This is a genomic window from Acinetobacter sp. CIP 53.82 (assembly GCF_000369465.1).
GTDB lineage: Bacteria > Pseudomonadota > Gammaproteobacteria > Pseudomonadales > Moraxellaceae > Acinetobacter > Acinetobacter indicus.
On the sequence record NZ_KB850045.1, the window covers coordinates 298,390 to 321,715 of the forward strand.

A 23,326-nucleotide genomic window follows, 5' to 3' on the forward strand; every position below is an offset into this window, starting at 1 on the left:
AACTATTTCTGAATAAAATTCTTTATCCCAAGCTTATTAAAAATCAAAAGTGTATCTCTATTTTATAAGGCTATTCTCTTTAAACGATTTTCACTATAAAAAGAGAGAAGGCTAAACTTGCACTCAATGTTGAAGCAGAGTTTAGCCAGTTCATCTAGTTCAGATTAACGTACAGTTTTCCCCAACCGTGCCAGTAAAATCACTGGAATCAGTCCGACCAGAACAATCAATAAGGCTGCAATTGCGCCTTCTTCATAGGTACCACGTGAGGCTTCGGCATATAACTGCGTGGCCAGGGTTTCCATATTCAGCGGACGTAGCAACAATGTGGCCGGCAGCTCTTTCATACAATCCACAAAAATCAGTAAGGCTGCTGAAATCAGTGCAGGACGTAATAAAGGCAAATGGATACGGGTCAGAATCCCGCCTTTGCTCTGGCCCAGATTACGTGCGGCATCATCAAAAACGCCATGAATCCGGTTATACCCCGATTCAATCCCGCCAATTGAAATGGCTAGAAAGCGTACCGCATAGGCGTAAATTAAGGTGAAACTGGTGCCTAAAAACAGCAGGCCGGTATCCAGACCAAGCTGGAATTCCAGAAAATCCGCTACGGCGTGATCAATCGCGCCCAAAGACAGCATCAGGCCAATGGCCAGTACGGTGCCCGGAATGGCATAGCCCAAACTGGCAACCCGGCTTAGCCAGCTGCTTCGGCTAAACCGTGCGGTACTCACAATCATAAAGCCAATCAGCATGGTCACAAAAGTGGCAATACTGGCTAAGGTAAGCGTATTGATTGAGGCTTGCAGCAGATATTCAGAGAAACCGGCATATTGTAAACGCTGATAAGATTCGACCAGTAAGTGACTGATTGGAATCAGAAAACCAATAATCACCGGAATCAGCCCTAGGCCGAATAGCAGCCAGGCTTTGGCGCCGGTCACTGGCTGGGCGGGCATCAGCCGGCTACGCTGGGCCGAGTTCATATAGCGCTGTTTGCGTCGCCCCAGCCGTTCTACCAGTACCAGCAGGCTAATGATCAGCAACATAAAAATTGCAATCTGGGCGGCACTGGCCAGATCGGACTGGTTGGTCCAGGTCGAATAAATTGACAGGGTCAGGGTTTTAATGCCCAGAAATTCGGTGGCACCAATATCATTGATGGTTTCCATCAGGGCCAGACTGGCACCAACCGCAATGGCCGGGCGAGCCAGCGGAATCGCAACCCGGAAAAATACCTGTTCCGGTTTTAATCCCAGACTGCGCGCGACTTCAATCAGGCTGGCTGACTGCATCAGGAACATGGCACGGGTGCTTAAATAGACATAGGGATACAGCACAAAACTAAGCAGAAAAATCGCGCCCCAGAGCGAGCGGATATTCGGAAACCAGAGCTGCTGCATTTCTAGCTGAAGCCAGTCCCGCAGCAGGGTCTGCACAGGACCAATCGGATGCAAAATATCAATATAGCTATAGGCAATAATATAGGTCGGTACGGCCAAGGGCAGTAACAGTGCCCAGTCCAGAAAACCACGGCCACGGAATTGATAGGCCGTGACCAGCCAGGCACTGCCGGTACCAATCAGAATCGTCAGAATCCCGACACCAAACAGCAACAGGCCGGTTTCAATCAGGGTGGGAGGAATCACATATTGCAGCAGATGGTCCCAAATCTCGCTATTGCCCTGTAAGGCCGTCCAGAGCAAAGCCAGCACAGGCAGACAGGCCAGCAGGGTAAACAGGCCACTGAGTGAAAAAAGTGCAGTTACAGGAGATTTTTTCTGGGTCATCGGGGGATCAACAGGCTGGACATGGACACAAGACTGATAGCACGAGCAGCAGTCTGCCCGCGCTATCTGATGATTCAGGTTTAGTGATTAAACTGGACTTTATCAACCAGCAGATTGGCTGCCTTACGATGGCGAGCAATCTCACTTAAACGCAGTGAATCAATATCTAACTTGCCGAAACTGGCGATAATCGGATCAATCTTCACGCCTGGTTTGACCGGATATTCATAACCACTTTGTGCATACATGGCCTGGGTCTGATCTGAGGCCAGGAACTCCAGTAACTGTACCGCTTCTTTGCGGTTTGGCGCATGTTTGGCTACAACTGCACCAGAGACATTGACATGGGTGCCGCCATTTTTAAAGCGCGGTAACACCACATTAATGGCATTGCCCCAGCGCTGCTGTTCAGCATTGCCATTGCGCATGGTGCCCACATAATAGGTATTGGCCACACCAATATCACAGATTTTACCCAGAATATCGCGCGCCACATCGCGGTCACCGCCACTGGCTGGACGCGCCAGATTGGCTTTAACGCCGCGTAACCAGGTTTCTGCCGCTTTTTCACCATGATGGGCAATATAGGCGGCAATTAACGCGGTATTGTAGGGATGGCTACCCGAACGGATACAGATTTTACCTTTCCATTGCGGATTGGCCAGATCTTCATAATGAATGGCGTTCAGTGGGGTACGTTCTTTGGAGGCATAGACTGCACGGGCACGCATTGACAGGGCATACCAGTGGCCATTGGCTGCACGTAAATTGGCCGGAATGGCATTATTTAATACTTTGGAATTCACGCGCTGGGTGAGGTCCGCTTCGACCAGATCCACCAGATTGCCAAAATCGACGGTCAGCATCACATCGGCCGGTGAACGGCGTCCTTCAGCTTTCACTCGCTCCAGCAGACCATCTTTAATAAATACGGTATTGACCTTAATGCCGCTGCTTTCGGTAAATTCTTTCAATAAGGGCTGAATCAGCACCGGTTCACGCGTGGTATACAGGTTTACCTGCGCGGCTTGCGCCAGACCGCTCAGCGCCAGCAGGCCGCTGGCCAGCAGTGGAATTTTGATTGTTACTTTCATCGTTTTTCATTCCTTATTGTCAATTTAAAAAGCGTTGGCCACTTCAGCCGTGGTGGTTGTATGGGCTTTCGGCTGTGAATCTTGAGCGAAGAAAAAACACTGCTGCAGATCGAGGCGCACATAAACCTGTTCCTGATAAGCGGTCTGTGCCGGGCTGACCTGCGCCAGAATAATAGTCTCGGGGTCCAGTTGCAGGCGTAGCTGTTCGGCATGGCCCATAAAGCTGGAGGACAGCACCGTCGCCGGGATTGCGCCGGCTGTCGGCTGGCTAAACACCTGCACCTGATGTGGACGGAAACAGCAGCGGATTGGCTCTTGGTGCTGCACCAGCGCTTCACTGATGGGATGTGTGCCAAAACAGGTCTGTAACTGCTGCGCGACACGCTGCGCCGGAATTTCATTCAGGGCAGAAAAATAACGGGCGGCAAATAAGGTGGCTGGCTGTCGGTATAGGGCTTTCGGCGTACCGATCTGAATAATTTCGCCCTGATGCATCAAAATAATCTGATCGGCAATTTGCAGCGCCTCTTCCGGATCATGGGTGACAATGACTGTAGTGGTGCCAGTCTGCTTCAGAATCTCGATGGTATTTTGCCGGATCTGGTCACGCAGGCGATGATCGAGATTGGAAAAAGGTTCATCCATCAAGAGCACCTGCGGTTTAGGTGCCAGGGCACGGGCCAGGGCCACGCGCTGCTGCTCGCCACCAGACAGGGTATAAGGATAACTGTGCAGATGATGCTGCATTGAAACATGCTGTAGCGCCTGCTCGGCCACCGCCTGACGCTGTGCTTTGGGCAGTTTTTTCAGGCCAAACATGACATTGTCCAGTACGCTTAAATGCGGAAACAGGGCATAGTCCTGAAACACCAGGCCAATATTGCGCGCTTCGGCTGGAATCTGTTGCTGTTCGCTCCACAGGATTTGCTGTTCAAGCTGGATTGAGCCACTGCTTGGGGTTTCCAGTCCGGCAATCAGACGAAGCATGGTGGTTTTGCCACAGCCAGAATGGCCCAGCAGGCAGATAATTTGTCCGCGCTGTGCAGACCAGCTGGCCTGATGCACCGCAAAACGAGAGCCGAATTGTTTGCTCAGTTGCCGAATGGTCAAGACATTGGCCTGAGCTGCAGTGTAAGCATTCATGGTCAATTCACAGGATGATTTTTATGCAGTTATTATAACTGAGAATTTTTCTCATGTAGAGTGTTTTTACCAATGAGAATGTAAATAGTTTCAGTTTTGAGAGTTTTATCGGGTTACAGGCAATCGGCCGATTTTATTCAGTTTATTTTCATAAATGGTATTTGAGTTGCTGCAAAGAGTGCAGCTTAAACAGACTGTTCACACTCAGGTAAAAGTCAATCAAGGCCGGCTTTAAGACATAAAAATAGCCGCTCAATGGAGCGGCTATTGGGCCAAAATCATTATGACCCATGGGAGAGAAAAATTGGCTTATTTGCCCGGTAAGTCAAACCAGATCATCTGGCTTTCTTCGGTTGCCTGAATATCCGCATGTTCCGCGAATAACAGTGCATCACCAGCTTTAACCGTATGTTCACCAATCTGCACTTCACCACGAATCACATGCACATAGTTGAGCTGCTGGGTCGCCTGTACGTTTAGGCTTTGGCCGGCTTCAAGTACCGCGGTTTTCACTTCAGCCTGCTGGCGAATATGCATTGGAGCCTGTTCGTTCGGGCCAACAATCAGGTGCCATTGGTTCGGCTGTTCACGTGGGTCGAGTTTAATTTGCTGATAATTTGGCTCTGCATCACGCACATTTGGATGAATCCAGATTTGCAGCATATGCACTGGTACATCGCCCTGGTTGATTTCACTGTGCTGAACCCCGGTTCCGGCGCTCATCAGCTGCCATTCACCCGCACTGATATGCCGTTCATTGCCCATGCTGTCTTTATGTGAAATGGTGCCATCCAGTACACAGGTTAAAATTTCCATGTTGTCATGCGGATGGGTACCAAAACCATTGTGGGCAGCAATCCGGTCATCATTAATCACACGAAGCACACTCACACCCATGTATTTCGGGTTGTACCAGCTGCCAAATGAAAAGCTGTGTTTGGTGTCTAACCAGCCGGCTTTAACATGACCACGTTCTTCACTACGATGTAAGTAGGCGTTCATCAGATAATCCTCTAATTCTTTTTGAGCTTGAGGCTATCTTAGTGTTTTACCTGGTGCCTGTTCTAGGCATGGAATGCAACATATCGTTCCAGATTCGCAACGTCATAGATTCAACCCTCCGTAATCAAAAAAGCCTGCATCGGCAGGCTTTTTATGGGGTATAAGCAGATTATTCGAGGAATTTAACCGTAACCCCTGAACGGACTTTACGGCCCAGGTCGTTGGCATCCCAGTTGGTCAGACGGATACAGCCATGCGAATAGGATTTAGAAATCATCGACGGGTTTGGCGTACCGTGAATACCAAAGGATTTTTTGCTCAGACCAATCCAGATATTCCCCACTGGACCGTTTGGACCTGGTGGTAAGGACAGTGGCTTCATGTTTTTGCCCTGGATAAAGTTACTTGGCGAGTAGCTGTACCACGGGTTTGGTGCCACACCAGTCACTTTATAAGTCCCGGTTGGTGAAGGGGTGTTGGTATTACCAATACTGGCCGGGAATGATGCGATCATCTGGTTGCGGCTGTTAAATAGATACAGCTGTTTAGCACCTTTATGCGCCACAATCAGGTGGATATCTTCCGGCAGGTCATTACGCACATTGGCCACAATCAGTTTTTGACCGGCTTTGTTAAAGTTGGCATTTGGATTGAGCTTTTTCAGGAAGTTTTCATCCATATGGAACTTTTCACCCAGCATTTCAGTGACACTGGTGTAGTGCAGGCCTTTCATTTTGGCTTGCAGTGCATAATCGCCCGGAATTGATTTCACATACGGACCTTTCAGGTCATCTTCAGTAATGGTGTATTCCACGAAAGCCGGTTTTGAACCCTGACGGGCAATTAAAGCATCCCAGGTTTCCTGCGTCAGCACACCGGTCGGTTTAATCCCGTTCATCTGCTGGAAAGAGGCAATCGCTTTCAGGGTATTTTTACCGCTGGTTCCATCAATCGCACCCGGAGAAGCATGGGCATTATTGAGCATCACATGCGCGCGCGCATAGACCGGGAACTGGCCTTTGCCAATATTTTCATACCAGCTGGCATTGTTCAGGCCATCTAAAGTCCAGGAGGCTTTGGCTGGCGCTGTGTTGGCTGAAGTTGTTGCAGGCGCAGCAGTTGTCGGTGCACTGCCGATATCAGCCTGGGTATCTTCGGCATTTTGCAGGTCTTCTAGGGTCGCTGAAGCCTTGTTTAAATCTTGTTCTTCTTGTTGCGTAATTTGCGTTTCAACTTCTGAAGGTACGACTGCCGCTGATGCGTCTGTTGCAAGCGGATCAATCGGATCTTCAACCGCTGTATCGCTAATCAATTGAGGATTCAACGGCTGTTCAGCAGTGGTTGCAGCCAGGGCTGTACCAGCAAACATGCAACTTAAACTCATTGCGAGTACTGTGCGAACGAACATGTAAGTCAACCTTAAGAATTATTCATTTACATTTTAAAAACTACACAAGTATTACAGAAAAAATGAGGAGATGCAGTATCTGTTTTGTGTAAATATCACTTTTATCTTTTACAGTCCGGTATTTTTAAAGGACTAAAGAAGTTATTAAAATTTCTGCCTTTTTGATATGATGGATGCAAGATTCAGTCGAAGTTAGGAAAGTAAATGACGGCCTTAAAAAATGATCGTTTTCTACGTGCCTTGTTGCGTGAACCCGTAGATACCACGCCGGTATGGATGATGCGTCAAGCAGGACGTTATCTGCCTGAGTATCGTGAAACCCGTGCCAAGGCCGGAGATTTTCTTTCCTTGTGCAAAAATACCGAATTTGCCTGTGAAGTGACCTTACAGCCTTTGCGCCGTTATGAGCTGGATGCAGCCATTCTATTCTCCGATATTTTAACCGTACCGGATGCTTTGGGCTTAGGTTTGTACTTTGAAGCTGGTGAAGGTCCGAAGTTTCATAAAACCGTGCGTACCGAGCAGGATGTCGCCAATCTGCCGAATTTTAATGCCAAGTCAGATCTGGACTATGTCATGAATGCGGTGTCGACCATTCGTTCGGCTCTGGGCGGACAGGTGCCGTTAATTGGTTTTTCTGGCAGTCCGTGGACGCTGGCGACTTATATGGTTGAAGGTGGTTCAAGCAAGGATTTCCGCTTTACCAAGCAGATGATGTATGCCCAGCCGGAAGTGCTGCATGCCTTGCTCGACCGTCTGGCAGTCGCCGTGATTGACTATTTGAATGCGCAAATTGATGCTGGCGCACAAGCGGTGCAGATTTTTGACAGCTGGGGCGGGGCACTGGCGCATCGTGAATATATCGAGTTCTCGCTGAACTATATGCAAAAGATTGTAGCGGGTCTGCAACGTGAAAAAGATGGCCGTAAAATTCCGGTCATTCTATTTACCAAAGGCGGCGGTCAATGGCTGGAGCCAATGGTGGCCACCGGTGCCGATGCCTTTGGTCTGGACTGGACCACGCCATTAAATGTGGCGCGCCAAACCGTGAATGGCCGTGCTGCCTTACAGGGCAACCTGGATCCAGCCACGTTATATGGAAGCCCGGACTCAATTGCCAAGGCGACCAAAGCCATGCTGGATGATGCCTATGCGCATGGTGAAAAAACTGGCTATATTGCCAACCTTGGACATGGCATTACCCAATGGGTGGATCCGGCCAATCCGAAAGTCTTTATTGATACGGTGCATGAATACAGTGCCAAGTACCTTTAAGAAGATGCAACAATATTAGGATTCAGCCTTGATCACAATTTTAAAATCAGGTTTTGAATTCGCTTATAAGGCAGCTTCGGCTGCCTTATTTGGAATTTTATTGCTGATTGCTTTTGCTTTTACCGCTAGTCTGGGTAGCCAGGACTATTACGGTTTTTTCCGTTATGACTATTTGCTGTTTTATGCGGTCCTTATCCAGATTTTACTGTTGTATCTCAAGCTGGAATCCTGGGCCGAGGCCAAAGTCATTGCGCTGTTTCATCTGCTGGCGATGATTATGGAAATTTTTCTGACCCATCCGGCGATTGCGTCCTGGCAGTATCCGCAGCCGGCCGTATTTAAAATTATGACCGTGCCGCTGTTTGCCGGGTTTATGTATTCGGCTGTCGGCAGTTTCTTTGCCCGGTCCTTGCGTTTGTATCGGGTATCTTTTACTCGCTTGCCGGGTTTTGCCAATATGCTGAGTCTGGCGGTGCTGTCTTATATTAATTTTATGAGCAAGTTTTTTGTGCCGGATATCCGCTATGTGCTGTTTGCCTGGAGCGTACTGATATTCTGGAAAACCCGTATCCAGTTTGAATTGCAGCATCACCGGATGCAGCTGCCGATGTTACCGGTCTTGTTGTTACTGGCCTTTATTATCTGGATTGCAGAAAATATCAGCACCTTTTACCAGATCTGGCTGTATCCAAGTCAGGTCGACAGCTGGCATATGGTTGGCTGGGGCAAGTTGGGGTCCTGGTATCTGCTGTTATTGCTGAGTCTGGTGCTGGTCTTGAAAATTCTGGGTGATCGTCAGCCAAATGGCATCTGGCAACTGAAACCTGCGCACTTAAAGGATACAGAAAAATAATTTTTCCACTTTGGTATAAAGTGTTTTGTGTTCGCTGGCGGATGCGTTATCTTTAAACAGTGTAATAAAAATTACACATTGTGAAACAATAACAAACTCAGATAATAAATTCTGGAGACTTTTATGTTAAAAAAATTAGCTTTGGCAGCAGTATTGGCAGCAGGTTCAACAGCAGCATTTGCAGACGCTGATGCCGGCTGTGGTATTGGTTCTCAAGTTTGGGCAGGTCAGTCTGGTAAAGTGCCTAAAATTTTAGCTGCTACAACCAATGGTATTTTTGCAAACCAGTTGTTCGGTATTACCTTCGGTACTTTAGGCTGTAGCGGTACTGGTACTGTAACTGCGCAAGTGGTGACATTTACCAATGAAAATGCCGAAACGCTGGCGCGTGATATGGCTGTAGGCGAGGGTGAAAGCCTGAACGTACTGGCTGAATTACTGAGCATTAAAGCAGAAGACAAAGCACGTTTCTTTGCAGTGACCAAACAAAACTTCTCTGAAATTTATTCAGCTGACAACCAGACTTCTGTTGAAGTGCTGGCTTCTTTACAGTCAGTGATGGCACAAGACGACATCTTAAAAGCCTACGTCTAATTAAGCATCCCATAAAACCCTGTCTTCTGGCAGGGTTTTTCTCTATATAAGAACCGAATAAGAATTGATCTGCTGAATGAAACCTCTTGCTTTTGTATGTGCTGCTTTGTTATCTCCTGTGGCGTATGCCGCGACGTCTTCTCCTGAATCTTCAACGCCGGCACAGTTGTATATCCAGCGTGCTGAACAGCAGCAACTGGCACAGCAAAATACCTGGCAACGCTTAATGTATGCCAATACTTCCGGGCAGAGTACTGTCAGCTATGCCGGCTATTTTTTAACAGAGGCCAAAACACCCGATTTAAATCAGGAATTACAGGCGCATATTGCAGCGCTGTTTCAGCAGGCCGAGCCAAATCAATCGGTACAATGCCGTTTTCCGGCACGTAGCCGCTGGCTGGTGCAACAACTGAATATTCCACAGACGGAACTGGCTGCCGTGGCCTGTCCGGAACTGGATGAATGGATTGGCCAGATTCGTCCATACAAAACCACTTTAATTTATGCCACCGATTTTATGGGCAATCCCAGCTCCATGTTCGGGCATACCTTGCTGCGACTGGACCCGAAAGATCAGCAGGAACTGAACCTGATTTCCTATGCGGTAAATTATGCGGCCACAGTGCCGGGTGAGCAAAGCTGGTCCTATGCCTGGAAAGGTCTGACCGGACAGTATCCGGGTGAATATTCCCTCATGCCGTATTACCGCAAGGTTAAGGAATATGGTGATCTGGAAAGCCGCGATTTATGGGAATACGAGCTGGATTTAAGCCCGGATGAAACCCGTTTTCTGGTGGAACATATCTGGGAAATGAAGCACGTCAGCTTTCCCTATTATTTTGTCAGTGATAACTGTGCCTATCGTTTATTGGGCCTGATTGATCTGGTCCGTCCAGAGCTGAATTTACAGCAACAGTTTAAAGTGGCGTCGATTCCAGTTGAAACCATCAAGGCGCTGGCAGATTCAGATCTGGTCAAAGACACCGTGTATCGCCCGGCGCTAGAAACCCAGTTACTGGCTCAAGCCCGCCAGCATGGTACAGACCTGGCGCAAGCGGCACATCAGCTGGCTTTTGCCGAATCTGCCGATTTAAATACGTTATTACAGTCTTATACCGCATTAGAGCAGGCCAAAATACTGGAAATGGCCTACGATGATCTGTACCTGCAGTTTTTAGCCCGCAAGGTCGAAACCGGTTTTGCCCAGCCACGTTTACGCCAATTACTCAGCCTGCGAAGCCAGCTTCAGGTCGACAAGCAGCGCCGCGCGCCGGACGTCCCAAACGTTGATCCAAGCCAGGGCCATCATGCGCGTAACCTGACGCTAAGTACCGGTGAAGTACAGGGACAGTCCTTTATCGAACTGGGGCATCGGCAAGCCTATCATGATCTGCTCGATCCGCAAGGTGGTTTTCGCACTGGGACTCAATTGCTATTTTTACAGGGTGCACTGCAATATCGGGATGAAACCCTAAAACTGAGTCAGCTCGACGTGCTGGCGGTGAATTCCTATAACCCGATTACGCCGTTTAAAACGCCGTTGTCTTGGGGTTTTAATCTGGGCTGGAACCAGGAAGCGCTCGATCAGCATGGTCAGTTCAGCACTAAGGAACAGCATGGCGTGGCCAATTTACAGGTCCAGATGGGCTATAGCTGGGCCAGTGCCGACCGCGAGCATATTTGCTATGCCCAGCTACAAAACTATCTACAGGCCGGTAAAGCACTGGATCGTGGCTGGCGCGTGGGTGTTGGGCCAACAGTGGGCTGCCAGAATATCTGGAGTCCGCAGCTGAATAGCGTGCTGCAAGTAGAATTACCGTATTGGGAAGATACCCAGCAATGGAATTTGAGACTGCACAGCCAGCTGCAATATGTGCTGAATCCGCAGCATGCGATTCGTCTGGGCTGGGAATATCAGCAGCAGGATCAACAGGACTGGCATCAGACCAGTCTTGGTTATGCCTGGTTCTTTTAAGCTGAAGTCGTGAAGTCAGGCTTGAAAATCCAGATTGTTATTAAGTGAATATTCATTTAATTCACAAAAGAATTGTCTTATGTGACAGCTGCGTTAAAATCTGCGCTGTAATTCATCTGTGTGAGCCGGTTGTATGAACCAAGAGCGTATAGAGGAACTTGCAGCGCAGTGGCAGGCGATTTGCGGGCAATTTTCTGAAACCGATTTAAGCTATAGCTTCGAGTTCATTCAACAGCATGTCACGGTGCTGGTGGCCGAATTTTATCGACAGATGATGCAGGAGCAGGAAGCCTCCTATTTCCTGTCCGATGAACTGGTGCGTAGCCGCCTGAAAAATGCCTTGCAGCAATGGCTGCTGGACAGTTTTGCGGTTCCGTTCAAGCAGGATTTTAAAGCCATTGTCGCCAAGCAGCTGAAAGTCGGGGAAGTGCATGCGCGTATTGGCGTTCCCTCCTGGCTGATTATTCGCGGCATCCGCGAAATCCAGCGCAAAAGTTTTGTCTTTTTTCTGCAAACCCCGCAGGCCGATGTACTGGCTGCTGCCGATTATATGACTCAGGTGCTGAGCCTGGCCGCAGAAATCATGTGCCGCACTTATGAGGCCAAGGTAGAAATTCATAATGATATGAAACACACCTACCGTCTGTTTTCTGCCATGCAGGATGTGGCCGTGCAAAAAGACCGCCAGCGCGGTTGTCTGCTGGACTGGGAAAATGAGCTGATGTTTAAGGCCTTTTCTGATCAGTCACCGCTGTTTCATCCGCCACTTTCCAAATCTGAATTTGGCCTGTGGTTCATCCATAAAGCAGCCTATGCTTTTGCCAGCGCCGAGCAGGTGGAGTTTATTATCCAGCGGATTTATCAGGTGGATCAGTTGAACCAGCAGCTGCTGGACACTTCCGATCAGCAGCAGATGCTGTTACTGATTCAGCAGATTCGCTGTAAAAACCGCGAAATCCAGCATCTGGTCGATCAGCTGTTTCAGGTGGCGGAATATATCGGCACGGGCAATGATTCGCTGACCCAGCTGTTAAACCGGCGTTATTTAAATACCATCCTGATTCGTGAAATCCAGTTCTCGCGCAAAAACCGCTCACCTTTAAGTCTACTGGCGATTGATGCCGATTTCTTTAAAGAGATTAATGACCGCTATGGCCATGCCGCCGGTGATCTGGCCTTGCAGTTTATGGCCGAAGTGCTGCTGGAATCGAGCAAGGGTAGTGATTATGCTTTCCGGGTTGGTGGGGAAGAGTTTTTATTGCTGCTGGTCGATAGTGACTGGAACCGGGCCCAGATGATTGCCGAAACCATCCGTCGCCGGGTTGAAGATACCCCAATCCGTTCTGCTGAAGGTGAGAGTTTTAAATTTACCGTGAGTATTGGCGCAGTGCAGTATGATGGCCATCCGGATTATCAGCGTTTTCTGGATGCCGCAGATGCAGCCTTATATAGCGCCAAAAATGCCGGACGTAATCAGGTCTATCTGGCCAAATAAGCCTTTTAAGTCTCATCCCGGCATGAAAAAACGCCCAAAACTGTCGGGCGTTTTTTATATCAAAGCAGCAAGATAAAACCAGCCAAAACATCAAAAAGCTCAAGCGGTATTTTAGGCCTCAACCACCACATAATATTTTTTCACTGCTGCAACCACTTCAAAGGTACCGACAAAACCCGGTGGAATAATTCCGGCCTGACCGGCGGTAACTTCAATATATTGTCCGTGCTGGTCATGAATACGCACCACGCCTTCAATCACATTAAAGAATTCCTGTTTATTGTCAGCAAAGACAATATTCCAGGCGCCGACTTCGCACTGCCAGATGCCACAGCTCATATTGGGATGTTCATAGGCACTATAGGTATCACGTTTGGGATTGCCTTTGACCAAACGATCCGGACGCGGGAAGTCGACACTGCATTCACTTTGGGTCAGGCCCTGACCGGCTAAATAAATTGAAGACATTTGCATTCCTTAAAATAATAGGGAAACCAGCGGTAGTATAAGAAACAGGACATAAAAAAGCCCCAACAGATGTCGAGGCTCCAGCATTATTTAGGTTTAGTAACTTTCAGGTACGGCACTTAAAAATTCACGGCGTGCATCTTTATCAGTTTTAAAGTCACCAATAAATGACACGGTACGTGTGGTCGATTCCTGCTTGCCAACACCACGCATCATCATGCACATGTGTGCAGAGTCAATCACCACCGCAACACCGCGGGCTTTGGTCACTTCAGCCACGGCTTCTGCAATCTGCTGGGTCAGGTTTTCCTGAATCTGTAAACGGCGCGCAAACATTTCAGTAATACGGGCAAATTTAGACAGTCCCAAAACATTGCCTTCCGGTAAATAGGCAATATGCACACGGCCATAAAATGGCAGCAGGTGATGCTCGCATAGCGAATAGAATTCGATATTTTTGACCAGCACCATTTCACGGTTATCAGACGGGAACACGGCGTTGTTGGTCACTTCAGCCAACGTCTGGCTATAACCCGAGGTTAAATACGAAAATGCTTTAGCAGCACGCATAGGCGTATCTTTGAGACCAGGGCGATTTAAATCTTCACCAACGGCAGTAAGAATGTTTGCGTAGGATTGCTGCATAGACATAAGACGTGTTCACTTACACTGATATTGAACAAGGACGGCATTGTAGCAGAAAACCGCAACAATGCCTGCTTTTGAGGAAAAATCCGCTTATTGTTTAAACTTTGGATTCTTTTCTGCACGTTTTAGCAGAACCAGCACCGCACCGGTGCCGCCCTGTTTTTCCGGCGCACTGACAAAGGCCAGAACATCGCGATGCTGACGTAACCAGCCATTGACATAGGTTTTTAAAATGGCTTCCGGGCCTTTCCCATGCACAATTTTAATCACGTTCTGATTTTCATCTTTGGCCATCTGAATAATTTGCAGCACGGCCACCCGGGCTTCTTCCACGGTACAGCCATGCAGGTCGACCGCTTCAAACCAGCGCAAATTGCCGGCTTTTAAATCTTCAAACACCTTATGCTGCAAGGTGGCAATGCGGTAGCTTAAACTGGCCTGACTGCCCACCGGATTAAGCATGGCTTGCGTGTCCGACAAAATGGTCTCATCAGTTTGCATGGGGCCTTCGGCGGCTGCGCGTTTAGCCAGCGTCTGGGCATCCAGCTTTTTCTTGGCCGGTTGGGCCACTGGCGCGATATTGCCATGATCCATTTTCTGGACCCCACGCATTTCTTTTTGAAACAGCTCAAAATCTTCGGCCTGTTCCTGTTCAGCAGTTTTGATGGCCGGCGCTGCCGGCTCTACGCGCGGATGCGGATTACTGATCTGCTTTTTAAAGTCTTTGAGTAATTTAAACTGTTCTTTCGATAGCGAAGAATCGTGTTTGCTCATAATCGAAAATAGGAGGATAAAATTTCAATCCAGTATAGTCTGAATTACGCCTGATTTGAACTGAAACGGATTCAGCTTGGCGCTGCATCTGGCTTGAAATGAGAGATGTTAAGATGGGGCGATATAGGAAGATGACCGCCCTATGAAAGTAGGGCAGTGCAATCGCACAGTTCAGGATAAACCTGCCTCCTGAACTGCACCAAGACTTAGACCTTTTGCGGCGTACCAAACAGCTCGCTAAAGGCCTGATCCGGACACGGTTGTTTCATAAAGCTTTCACCGACCAGGAAGGCATGAATGTCATGCTCCTGCATCATCTTGACATCTGCCGGGGTGGCAATACCGCTTTCGGTTACCAGTAAACGTGCTGGATCGAGTAATTTTTTCAGACGCAATGAGGTGTTTAAATCCACATCAAAGGTTTTTAAATTACGGTTGTTCACGCCAAGCAGACAGCGATCACTTAAACGCAAAGCGCGTTCCAGCTCTTCTTCGTCATGCACCTCAACCAGTACATCCAGATTGTGTTCAAACGCGGTTTTCGACATTTCTTCCAGTTGCTGGTCTGACAGGCAGGCTACAATCAGCAAGATACAGTCGGCATGTAGCGCACGAGCTTCAACCACACCATAAGGATCAATCAGGAAGTCTTTCCGCAGTGCAGGCAGGCTGCAATGGTTACGGGCCAGCGCGATATTTTCATCAGCTCCCTGGAAAAAATCGACATCGGTCAGTACAGACAGACAGGCAGCACCGGCAGCTTCATATTGCTGGGCAATTTCAGCCGGATTAAAGTTTTCACGAATAATCCCTTTAGATGGCGAGGCCTTTTTTATTTCTGCAATCACGCCCGGACGTTTGCTTTTCAAGCTTTGGGCAAAACCGCGCACCGGTGTGGCGGCCTGGGCTAGTTGTTCCAGATCATTCAAACTGCGCTGTTTCAGACGTGCAGCAAACTCTTCCTGTTTGCGATCAACAATTTTACCTAAAATGGTATTTGCGATATCCACCATGATTTTATCCTGCCGTCTTAAGCTTCGTACTGTTTTAAGGTTTTGGTAAATTCGGCCAGTACGCCCATTTTTTCCAGTGCCTGACCGCCATAAATAATGTCATGCGCCAGTGCCACACCCTGTTGATAGGTTTTGGTCAGACCAGACACATAAATCCCGGCGCCGGCATTCAGGGCAATCATGTTGGCCGCTTTTTCACCGCGTTCAGATTTATTTTTGCCAAGTGCATCTTTAATCAGGGCCAGACTTTCTGCCGAGTTTTCCACCACCAGACCGGTGAGGGTTTGCGATTCAATGCCCACTTCTTCTGGAGTAATGGTCCATTCGGTGATTTCCCCATCTTTCAGTTCTGCTACGGTCGTGGCAGATGCCAGACTGATTTCATCCAGACCATCACGTGAATGCACCACCAGCACGTGTTCAGCACCCAGCTGGTTCATCACTTCAGCAATCGGGCGGCAGAGTTCGCTGGAGAATACGCCAATCACAAAACGTTTAACTCCGGCCGGATTCGTAAGCGGGCCGAGCAGGTTGAAAATACTACGAATACCCAGTTCCTTACGTGGGCCAACTGCATATTTCATGGCTTTATGATGGTTCGGCGCAAACAGGAAACCTACGCCCATATCGCGGATACAGCGTTCAGTTTGCTGCATGTTTAAGTCTAGGTTAATTCCAGCCTGTTCCAGCAGGTCAGAGGAACCAGATTTGGTCGATACGCCGCGGTTACCATGTTTGGCAATGGTGGCGCCAGCGGCTGCAATCACAAAGCTGGATGCCGTCGATACGTTAAACAGGTTCTGGCCATCACCGCCGGTACCGACAATATCGACCAGATACGGAATATCGCTAACGTCAATTTTAATCGCGAACTCGCGCATCACGCGCGCGGCTGCGGTAATTTCATCAATGCTTTCACCTTTCAGGCGCAGACCCATCATCAGGGCGCCAATTTGCGCATCGGTGGCCTCGCCCGACATGATGGCACGCATCACATCTTCCATTTGTGGCTGAGTCAGGTGAATCTGTTTTGTAATATGATTTAAAGCTTGTTGAATATTCATGGTGTTCACTTTGTGCAAATTAGGCATAAATTTCTAAAAAGTTCTGGAAGATTTTGTGGCCATGCTGGCTCAAAATGGATTCCGGGTGGAACTGCACGCCTTCGACCGGCAATGTCTTATGTTTCACGCCCATAATTTCTTCCATGGAACCATCGGCTTCATTGGTCCAGCAGGTGACTTCCAGACATTCTGGTAAGGTCGCCTGATCAATCACCAGCGAGTGGTAACGGGTCGCAGAAAACGGGCAGGGCAAATTGCTGAAAATACCCTGATCGCTGTGATACATATCCGATAAACGGCCGTGCATCACTTTTTTGGCCCGTACAATGTTGCCGCCAAAGGCCTGACCAATACTCTGATGGCCCAGACATACGCCCAATAACGGGATTTTGCCGGCAAAATGCTGAATCGCTGGAATGGAAATGCCTGCTTCAGATGGTGAGCACGGACCGGGACCAATCACCAAATACTTCGGTTGCCATCGCTCAATATCTTCTAATGTGACGCTGTCATTGCGAACGACTTTAACTTCTTGATTTAACTCGCCAAAATACTGGACGATGTTGTAAGTAAAGCTGTCGTAATTATCGATCATCAAAAGCATGAGCTTAACCTGTCAAAATTTATGCACCTGACTGTGCTTGAAGAATTCCCTGAAATGCCTGGTTTTCCAAAGTGGAGGGAGGTCACAACACGGCTATTTTTCGAGCGAAAAAATGCGGGGAAAACGCAGTGCAAATCATCATAGCAAAAAATAAACATGTGCGGCTGAACATTTTCAAGCAGAATAGCTTTTATACAGATGAAATCTTTTAAGTTTATGGCTGAGCTGCATTCAGCTTGTGGCTTTTACGTGTCCGCTGTGATGTTGACCCCTCTTGCTGCCAAACCCCTAAAATGATGCATAATGACGCAGATTCACCAAAATGGCGCATTTTAAAATGGGCATAAAAATTTAGCTGAGCACGACTTGCGAAAAGCGCACAGAAAAGCACTTGAAGAAAAAATAAGCAGAAATAAATGAAAATCTGATTTTTACTGGAAAAAAGAGTTTTTATCTATAAATCACTCAATTAATCCAGTCTGAAATTCATTAGAAAAATTGCATGAAGCGCGAAATTGGCGAAATAAACAGCAGTATTATTAAGCTGTGTTAAAATGAAACCTGATTATTTGCACTATTTTGATACACACGAGAAATCTTTTGCAGGAAAAATCGCAAAGAGTGCTTGAATATGGTGCATTTCAGTATAGCCCTAGTATAATAGGCACAAAGCAAAATCCCTAAATCTTAATTTCTCATAAGAAATTCAATATTTTAACTTTGCTTTTAAAAGTTGGTACGGTAATTGCTTAATAACTGCCAACTACTAACACGCACTTGGGTGTGCAACAAAATATCATTGGAGCAAAATGAGCATGGCGAACAAGGTCCTTCAACTCATACAAGAAAGTGGTGCAAAATGGGTCGATTTCCGCTTTACTGATACTAAGGGTAAAGAGCAGCACGTAACTTACCCTGCAGACAGTATCGATGAAGATACCTTCGAAGACGGTAAAATGTTTGATGGTTCTTCAATTGCTGGTTGGAAAGGCATTGAAGCATCTGACATGATTTTACGTCCAGACGCTGAAACTGGTTTCATCGACCCATTCTTTGCGGAACCAACAGTTGTCGTGACTTGTGATGTCATCGAACCATCTACAGGTCAGGGTTATGAACGTGACCCACGCTCGATTGCTCGCCGTGCAGAAGATTACTTAAAGTCTACCGGTATTGGTGATACTGCATTCTTTGGCCCAGAACCAGAATTCTTCGTATTTGACGAAGTGAAATGGGACATCGATATGTCTGGCGCACGCCACACTTTAATTGCTGAAGAAGCGGCTTGGTCTACAGGTAAAGACTACGAGTCTGGTAACTCTGGCCACCGTCCACGCGTTAAAGGCGGTTACTTCCCGGTTCCTCCAGTTGATTCTCACCACGATATGCGTGCAGATATGTGTGCAAAAATCGAAGAGATCATGGGCCCAGGTCGTGTAGAAGTACATCACCACGAAGTTGCATCTTGCCAGTTAGAGATTGGTGTGAGCTTCAACACCATGGTGCGTAAAGCTGACGAAGTGCAACAGTTCAAATATGCGGTGTGGAACGTAGCGCACCAATACGCGAAAACTGCGACGTTTATGCCTAAACCAATGGTAGGCGATAACGGTTCAGGTATGCACGTGCATATGTCGATCTCTAAAGACGGCAAAAACCTGTTCGCGGGTGATGAATACGCTGGTCTGTCTGAAATGGCACTGTACTTCATTGGCGGTATCATCAAGCATGCCCGTTCATTGAATGCGATTACTAACCCTTCGACTAACTCGTACAAGCGTCTGGTTCCGCACTTCGAAGCACCGATTATGCTGGCTTACTCAGCGCGTAACCGTTCTGCTTCTATCCGTATTCCTTACGTGTCTAGCCCGAAAGGCAAACGTATTGAAGCACGTTTCCCAGATCCAATGATGAACCCGTACTTAGGTTTCGCGGCACTGTTAATGGCGGGTATTGACGGTATCCAGAACAAGATTCACCCAGGTGAAGCTGCGGACAAGAACCTGTACGATCTTCCACCGGAAGAAGAAGCAAAAATTCCAACCGTTGCTCACAGCCTTGAAATGGCGCTGGAAGCACTAGCCGCTGACCATGACTACCTGTTAAAAGGTGGCGTGTTTACAAAAGAAATGCTCGATGCTTATATCGAGCTGAAAACTGAAGAAGTTCGTCGTCTGAACACGACTACTCACCCAGTTGAATTAGACATGTACTACAGCCTGTAATTTGACCTCAGATTCATGCTCAGAAAATCCGCGCTTGTCGCGGATTTTTTTATGGCCTTCATATTCATTTAGGTGAGGTAGATTGATAGTGAATATGACATTTGCGCTTTTTGGCTGAAAAGCCCATGGTTTAGTAACAGATTTCAGTTACACTAGGCCAAGCGATAAAAGGGGAATAAGTGATGCGCGGCCAACAGACCTGTCAATTTCAGGATCAGACCATTCCTGCAGGATTGAAGACATGGCTGTATGCACCGGGCTCTCTGACACAACAATTAACCGATCTGGCCGGTGGCCAGTTTCAGGTACAGCCACTGCGCGAACGTTTCCAGCGCCTGAGCTTTGAAGATGCCAAATGGCTGGGCATGCCGCATCAGCATACCTCCTGGGTGCGGGAAAGCTATTTATATGGCTGTGAAGAGCAGCCCTGGGTTCAAGCCAAAAGTATTTTTCCGATTTTAAGCCTGCAAAAAAAAGCACGCCTGTTCAAGCATATTGGTAAAAAGCCGATTGGCCGGTTTTTGTTTCAACGTACCAATCCGGCCTGTGAGCGCCGGGTGATTTTATTGCCCGAAGGCTGGACCAGACAGAGCTGCTATACTTGGCATGGCTGTAAATTTATTGTGCAAGAAAGTTTCTTGCCCAGCTTTGAGCAATTTCTACATTCTTCTTTTCAACAGCAACGTGGTTAAGGACAGTCATGGCAACTGCACATTCAATTACCTGGCGTGAGCGCTTGGAAGCCTATTACTATTTATGCCGTTTTGATAAGCCGATTGGCACCGAACTGGTGTTCTGGCCAACCATGTGGGCCTTATGGATTGCTGCTCAGGGAACACCGACCATAGGTGTGCTGATTCCAATGATTCTGGGTGTGATCTTTATGCGTGCGGCAGGCTGTGCCATTAATGACTTTGCCGACCGTAAAGTCGATGCCCATGTTGAGCGCACCAAAACCCGTCCTTTGGCCACCGGCATCATTAGCGCCAAAGAAGCGGTGATGGTGTTTCTGGTGCTGGTTGCTGCCAGTGCTTGCCTGTTGTTGTTCTTGCCGCTTGAAACCTTTTACTGGTCGTTTGGGGCGTTATTTCTGGCTTTTATCTACCCGTTTATGAAACGCTATACTCATTTACCGCAGGTATTTCTGGGCGCCGCATTTTCATGGTCTATTCCTATGGCCTATACCGCGGTGGGTGCAACCCCGGATTTAACCTGCTGGTTATTGTACTTTGGCAACCTGGCCTGGACTGTGGCCTATGACACTCAATATGCGATTACTGACCGCGAATATGATCTCAAAATTGGGGTGAAATCGACCGCCATTTTATTTGGCCGTTATGATATTGAGATTATTTCTGCCTTGCAGCTGATCAGTCTGCTCCTGATTGGCGCGGCGTTGTGGATCGAAAATCTGTTCATGCCATTTGGTCTGGTGGCACTGGCTGTGGTGGCACTGGATTTTATCTATCAATGGCACAAAACCAAAGACCGCAATCCGCAGCAATGTTTCTGGGCTTTTCGGCATAACCGTTGGGTTGGGCTGATGATTTTTGCCGGAATTTTTCTTGCACTTCTCTAGGTTTATGCATTTGGTCTGATCTTGCAAAAAGCCAACAAAGCATCCGAGCAGGATGCTTTTTTTATGCTTAATTCAAAGAACTCAGGCTGAGTACTTAACAACAAGAAGATAAAGAGGAATTCAAGATGACAACGACATTTAAAAAACTGTTATTGGCGGTAACCTGCTCCTCGGCGCTGTTATTTACAGCATGTGGTGGCGATGATAATGACTTTAACTTTATCCGTGACAAAACTTTTGTATCTGATGCTGCCTATACCCAAGATGGTATTGAAGGTGCGATCATCCGGGTCATGACCTATAAAATGCCAAATGTACGTGACCAGAAAACAGAAGCTACCGCCATGGTATTTTATCCGTCCGCACCTCGTCCGGTAGATGGCTGGCGTGTGGTGGTCTGGGAACATGGAACAGTGGGCATTGCTGATCATTGTGCACCGAGTCGCAACAGTTTAAATCCGCGTTTTAAGGCCATGGCGGAAAGTTTACTGGCCGCAGGCTATATGATTGTCGCGCCAGATTATGAAGGGCTGGGCACGCCGGGCATTCATCCGTATTTACATTTAGAAAGTGCGGCCCAGTCTGCTATTTATTCAGTACGCGCCTTAAAAGAAGATCTGGGTGCACACATGCATGGTGCCTGGATGTCGGTGGGGCAGTCACAGGGTGGTCATGCCTCTTTAGGTACTGCGGAATTTGCCAATCAGGATGCCAATTATAAAGGTGCAGTGGCAGCAGCACCGGCTTCGAGTCTGGGTTATATCATTGCGGAAGTCGCGCCGGCGGCCATTCATGATCTGGAGCTGGCAGAGAGTGTTGGTCTGTATCCGGTTAGAACGGCCCGTAATGTCTATGCAGAACTGATGGCCTATGCTGCCTATGTCGCGGTCGGCATTAAAGCCTATGAACCGGACTTTAATTACCTCAGCATCTTCCAGCCGGAATCGCAGGATATTGTGCCAGAAGCCGAAGGCAACAATGGTGAAAATGGCCAATGTCTGGACGAGCTGATGCAGTCCTTTAGAGAAGATATAGATGCCTTTACTGAAAATAGTGATCTTGCTGTGGCTGATTATCCGGGACTGACGGCAAATTTCCAGGACAATGCAACCATTAAGCAGTTCCTGGCCATTAACCAGCCGGCCACCAAAAAGCTGGATAAACCGATTATGGTGATTCAGGGTGAGGCAGATACTGCTGTACCGGCAGCTGTCACCACGGCACTGGTAGATAACTTAAGAGAAATGGGGACGACGGTTGAATATGAATTGGTCCCGGGTGCCTCGCATACCCAGGCCATTGTGCAGAGAAATGCCGAGCTGGTGCGCTTTATTCAAACCCACATGCCTGCGCAATAATGTCCTCCTGAAAAACTCGCTGATCAGTCCGGAAGATCGGGGCTGATCAGCTCTCAGTGACCGAGATTTCGAGTTTGGCCAGTTCCTGAGTAATGAGCTGCAGTGCCAGATTATAGTTATTTTTACGGTAATTGGCATATAGATGGAGCGGCTGAACTTCAAAATCGGTTTCAATGATCGCCACATGCTCATTCAGAAAGCGCAGCAGATATTCCGGCACAAAACTGTAGCCCATCCCCAGATTAATTAGATTAATTAGATTAATATGCTGCAATACATTGGTGACCCAGAGTAACTGCTCGGCCGGCATCTGTTCAATCGGCACCTGCCGGGTGACCTGTTCATAAAACACCGGAGAAGCGGTTTGCTCGCACATAATCAGCCGCTGTTGCAGCAAGGCTTCAGCACTCATCCGCGACTTGGTCGGTGCAGATTTTTGCCCTGACACCAGATAGATTTTCTCTGACAAAATGGGAAGATCGACAAAATCATCCTGCTGAATGGCATAGCGGGTCAGGCTTAAATCCAGCTCAGCATTTTTCAGGCGCTGAATCTGCTCCAGACAGGTCAGGCTCTGGATATGAATCTGCAGATTGGGAATGGCCTGTTTTAAGCGTTCTAGCATCAGCGGCAGCACTTTCAGCTCGGCCACGTTCAATAAGCCAATATGAATCTGGTTGTTTTTCTGATGCGCCACCTGACGCGCTGCGGCAATTGCAAGTTTGGCGTTTTCAATCGCTTGCAAGGCATAAGGTAAAAAGGCCCGGCCTTCATCGGTCAGTTGAATCTGCCGCGCGGAGCGATCCAGCAAACGAACCCCGACTTCTTCTTCTAAATCCTTAATCTGCTGGCTTAAAGAGGGCTGGGCGGTAAAGAGTTTATCGGCTGCTTTGGTAAAACTCTGTTCTTCTGCCACCGCTGCAAAATAGCGTAAATGCCGTAATTCCATGACTTTCATCCA

At 47.9% G+C, this 23,326-nt stretch carries 21 protein-coding genes; 9 read left to right on the forward strand and 12 right to left on the reverse strand.

Features of this window, described 5'->3' with window-relative positions; genetic code table 11:
• Positions 1 to 164 precede the first annotated feature (164 nt).
• The 5 genes from F905_RS01885 to F905_RS01905 all read right to left on the reverse strand — a co-directional run bounded on the left by F905_RS01885 (position 165) and on the right by F905_RS01905 (position 6,440).
• Positions 165 to 1,793, reverse strand: coding sequence for an ABC transporter permease (locus F905_RS01885; RefSeq protein WP_005176455.1), 1,629 nt, complete (start codon positions 1,791 to 1,793; stop codon positions 165 to 167).
• A gap of 80 nt (positions 1,794 to 1,873) precedes the next feature.
• The gene (locus tag F905_RS01890; protein WP_005176457.1) at positions 1,874 to 2,887 is read right to left on the reverse strand and encodes an extracellular solute-binding protein; all 1,014 of its coding nucleotides are present in this window, start codon (positions 2,885 to 2,887) and stop codon (positions 1,874 to 1,876) included.
• A gap of 24 nt (positions 2,888 to 2,911) precedes the next feature.
• Positions 2,912 to 4,030 carry an ABC transporter ATP-binding protein gene (locus F905_RS01895; protein WP_005176459.1) on the reverse strand — a complete coding sequence of 373 codons (1,119 nt, stop codon included), beginning with the start codon at positions 4,028 to 4,030 and terminating at the stop codon, positions 2,912 to 2,914.
• Between the two features lie 309 nt (positions 4,031 to 4,339).
• Positions 4,340 to 5,032, reverse strand: a complete 693-nt coding sequence (locus F905_RS01900) for a pirin family protein (protein WP_005176460.1) — start codon at positions 5,030 to 5,032, stop codon at positions 4,340 to 4,342.
• 169 nt (positions 5,033 to 5,201) lie between these two features.
• Positions 5,202 to 6,440, reverse strand: a complete 1,239-nt coding sequence (locus tag F905_RS01905) for a L,D-transpeptidase family protein (RefSeq protein ID WP_005176462.1) — start codon at positions 6,438 to 6,440, stop codon at positions 5,202 to 5,204.
• A gap of 204 nt (positions 6,441 to 6,644) precedes the next feature.
• Between F905_RS01905 and hemE the strand changes: the two genes are divergently transcribed.
• From hemE to F905_RS01930, 5 genes are all read left to right on the forward strand, one after another.
• Entirely contained in the window at positions 6,645 to 7,715 is a 1,071-nt protein-coding gene (hemE, locus tag F905_RS01910) for a uroporphyrinogen decarboxylase (RefSeq protein WP_005176463.1), read from the forward strand.
• Between the two features lie 28 nt (positions 7,716 to 7,743).
• Complete coding sequence (locus F905_RS01915) at positions 7,744 to 8,568, forward strand: DUF817 family protein (protein ID WP_005176465.1); 825 nt, start codon at positions 7,744 to 7,746, stop codon at positions 8,566 to 8,568.
• Positions 8,569 to 8,691: 123 nt separating this feature from the next.
• Positions 8,692 to 9,162 (forward strand): DUF3015 family protein, encoded by a 471-nt coding sequence (locus F905_RS01920; RefSeq protein WP_005176467.1) that lies wholly within the window; start codon positions 8,692 to 8,694, stop codon positions 9,160 to 9,162.
• A 76-nt stretch (positions 9,163 to 9,238) separates the two neighbouring features.
• On the forward strand, positions 9,239 to 11,137 hold the full coding sequence (locus F905_RS01925; RefSeq protein ID WP_005176470.1) for an Lnb N-terminal periplasmic domain-containing protein: 1,899 nt from the start codon (positions 9,239 to 9,241) through the stop codon (positions 11,135 to 11,137).
• 133 nt (positions 11,138 to 11,270) lie between these two features.
• Positions 11,271 to 12,632 carry a diguanylate cyclase gene (locus tag F905_RS01930; RefSeq protein ID WP_005176471.1) on the forward strand — a complete coding sequence of 454 codons (1,362 nt, stop codon included), beginning with the start codon at positions 11,271 to 11,273 and terminating at the stop codon, positions 12,630 to 12,632.
• Positions 12,633 to 12,743: 111 nt separating this feature from the next.
• Here the strand turns inward: F905_RS01930 and F905_RS01935 are convergent, their stop codons facing one another.
• The 6 genes from F905_RS01935 to F905_RS01960 all read right to left on the reverse strand — a co-directional run bounded on the left by F905_RS01935 (position 12,744) and on the right by F905_RS01960 (position 17,203).
• Positions 12,744 to 13,100 (reverse strand): cupin domain-containing protein, encoded by a 357-nt coding sequence (locus F905_RS01935; RefSeq protein ID WP_005176472.1) that lies wholly within the window; start codon positions 13,098 to 13,100, stop codon positions 12,744 to 12,746.
• A gap of 96 nt (positions 13,101 to 13,196) precedes the next feature.
• Entirely contained in the window at positions 13,197 to 13,745 is a 549-nt protein-coding gene (gene folE, locus F905_RS01940; RefSeq protein WP_005176473.1) for a GTP cyclohydrolase I FolE, read from the reverse strand.
• 93 nt (positions 13,746 to 13,838) lie between these two features.
• Positions 13,839 to 14,522, reverse strand: a complete 684-nt coding sequence (locus F905_RS01945; RefSeq protein WP_005176474.1) for a Smr/MutS family protein — start codon at positions 14,520 to 14,522, stop codon at positions 13,839 to 13,841.
• A 206-nt stretch (positions 14,523 to 14,728) separates the two neighbouring features.
• Positions 14,729 to 15,535, reverse strand: a complete 807-nt coding sequence (gene trpC / locus F905_RS01950) for an indole-3-glycerol phosphate synthase TrpC (RefSeq protein ID WP_005176475.1) — start codon at positions 15,533 to 15,535, stop codon at positions 14,729 to 14,731.
• 17 nt (positions 15,536 to 15,552) lie between these two features.
• A complete protein-coding gene (gene trpD / locus F905_RS01955; protein ID WP_016659977.1) occupies positions 15,553 to 16,599 on the reverse strand; it encodes an anthranilate phosphoribosyltransferase in 1,047 nt (348 codons plus the stop codon).
• A 19-nt stretch (positions 16,600 to 16,618) separates the two neighbouring features.
• Positions 16,619 to 17,203, reverse strand: coding sequence for an anthranilate synthase component II (locus F905_RS01960; protein ID WP_005176479.1), 585 nt, complete (start codon positions 17,201 to 17,203; stop codon positions 16,619 to 16,621).
• A gap of 809 nt (positions 17,204 to 18,012) precedes the next feature.
• On the opposite strand from F905_RS01960, the gene glnA reads away from it, so the two are divergent.
• The 4 genes from glnA to F905_RS01980 all read left to right on the forward strand — a co-directional run bounded on the left by glnA (position 18,013) and on the right by F905_RS01980 (position 22,365).
• Positions 18,013 to 19,428: a type I glutamate--ammonia ligase gene (gene glnA, locus F905_RS01965; RefSeq protein WP_171065055.1), complete on the forward strand. Its 1,416-nt coding sequence runs from the start codon at positions 18,013 to 18,015 to the stop codon at positions 19,426 to 19,428.
• 182 nt (positions 19,429 to 19,610) lie between these two features.
• Positions 19,611 to 20,120, forward strand: a complete 510-nt coding sequence (locus tag F905_RS01970) for a chorismate--pyruvate lyase family protein (RefSeq protein WP_005176485.1) — start codon at positions 19,611 to 19,613, stop codon at positions 20,118 to 20,120.
• 8 nt (positions 20,121 to 20,128) lie between these two features.
• Entirely contained in the window at positions 20,129 to 21,007 is an 879-nt protein-coding gene (gene ubiA, locus F905_RS01975; RefSeq protein WP_005176488.1) for a 4-hydroxybenzoate octaprenyltransferase, read from the forward strand.
• 125 nt (positions 21,008 to 21,132) lie between these two features.
• Positions 21,133 to 22,365 (forward strand): alpha/beta hydrolase family protein, encoded by a 1,233-nt coding sequence (locus F905_RS01980; protein WP_005176490.1) that lies wholly within the window; start codon positions 21,133 to 21,135, stop codon positions 22,363 to 22,365.
• Positions 22,366 to 22,411: 46 nt separating this feature from the next.
• Here the strand turns inward: F905_RS01980 and F905_RS01985 are convergent, their stop codons facing one another.
• Positions 22,412 to 23,314, reverse strand: a complete 903-nt coding sequence (locus F905_RS01985; protein WP_005176492.1) for a LysR family transcriptional regulator — start codon at positions 23,312 to 23,314, stop codon at positions 22,412 to 22,414.
• Positions 23,315 to 23,326: the final 12 nt, after the last annotated feature.

Coding starts and splice junctions, on each gene's coding strand:
- F905_RS01885 (WP_005176455.1), bottom strand. CDS start 1,793: ATGACCCAGAAAAAATCTCCTGTAACTGCACTTTTTTCACTCAGTGGC.
- F905_RS01890 (WP_005176457.1), bottom strand. CDS start 2,887: ATGAAAGTAACAATCAAAATTCCACTGCTGGCCAGCGGCCTGCTGGCG.
- F905_RS01895 (WP_005176459.1), bottom strand. CDS start 4,030: ATGAATGCTTACACTGCAGCTCAGGCCAATGTCTTGACCATTCGGCAA.
- F905_RS01900 (WP_005176460.1), bottom strand. CDS start 5,032: ATGAACGCCTACTTACATCGTAGTGAAGAACGTGGTCATGTTAAAGCC.
- F905_RS01905 (WP_005176462.1), bottom strand. CDS start 6,440: ATGTTCGTTCGCACAGTACTCGCAATGAGTTTAAGTTGCATGTTTGCT.
- hemE (WP_005176463.1), top strand. CDS start 6,645: ATGACGGCCTTAAAAAATGATCGTTTTCTACGTGCCTTGTTGCGTGAA.
- F905_RS01920 (WP_005176467.1), top strand. CDS start 8,692: ATGTTAAAAAAATTAGCTTTGGCAGCAGTATTGGCAGCAGGTTCAACA.
- F905_RS01925 (WP_005176470.1), top strand. CDS start 9,239: ATGAAACCTCTTGCTTTTGTATGTGCTGCTTTGTTATCTCCTGTGGCG.
- F905_RS01930 (WP_005176471.1), top strand. CDS start 11,271: ATGAACCAAGAGCGTATAGAGGAACTTGCAGCGCAGTGGCAGGCGATT.
- F905_RS01935 (WP_005176472.1), bottom strand. CDS start 13,100: ATGTCTTCAATTTATTTAGCCGGTCAGGGCCTGACCCAAAGTGAATGC.
- folE (WP_005176473.1), bottom strand. CDS start 13,745: ATGCAGCAATCCTACGCAAACATTCTTACTGCCGTTGGTGAAGATTTA.
- F905_RS01945 (WP_005176474.1), bottom strand. CDS start 14,522: ATGAGCAAACACGATTCTTCGCTATCGAAAGAACAGTTTAAATTACTC.
- trpC (WP_005176475.1), bottom strand. CDS start 15,535: ATGGTGGATATCGCAAATACCATTTTAGGTAAAATTGTTGATCGCAAA.
- trpD (WP_016659977.1), bottom strand. CDS start 16,599: ATGAATATTCAACAAGCTTTAAATCATATTACAAAACAGATTCACCTG.
- F905_RS01960 (WP_005176479.1), bottom strand. CDS start 17,203: ATGCTTTTGATGATCGATAATTACGACAGCTTTACTTACAACATCGTC.
- glnA (WP_171065055.1), top strand. CDS start 18,013: ATGAGCATGGCGAACAAGGTCCTTCAACTCATACAAGAAAGTGGTGCA.
- F905_RS01970 (WP_005176485.1), top strand. CDS start 19,611: ATGCGCGGCCAACAGACCTGTCAATTTCAGGATCAGACCATTCCTGCA.
- ubiA (WP_005176488.1), top strand. CDS start 20,129: ATGGCAACTGCACATTCAATTACCTGGCGTGAGCGCTTGGAAGCCTAT.
- F905_RS01980 (WP_005176490.1), top strand. CDS start 21,133: ATGACAACGACATTTAAAAAACTGTTATTGGCGGTAACCTGCTCCTCG.
- F905_RS01985 (WP_005176492.1), bottom strand. CDS start 23,314: ATGGAATTACGGCATTTACGCTATTTTGCAGCGGTGGCAGAAGAACAG.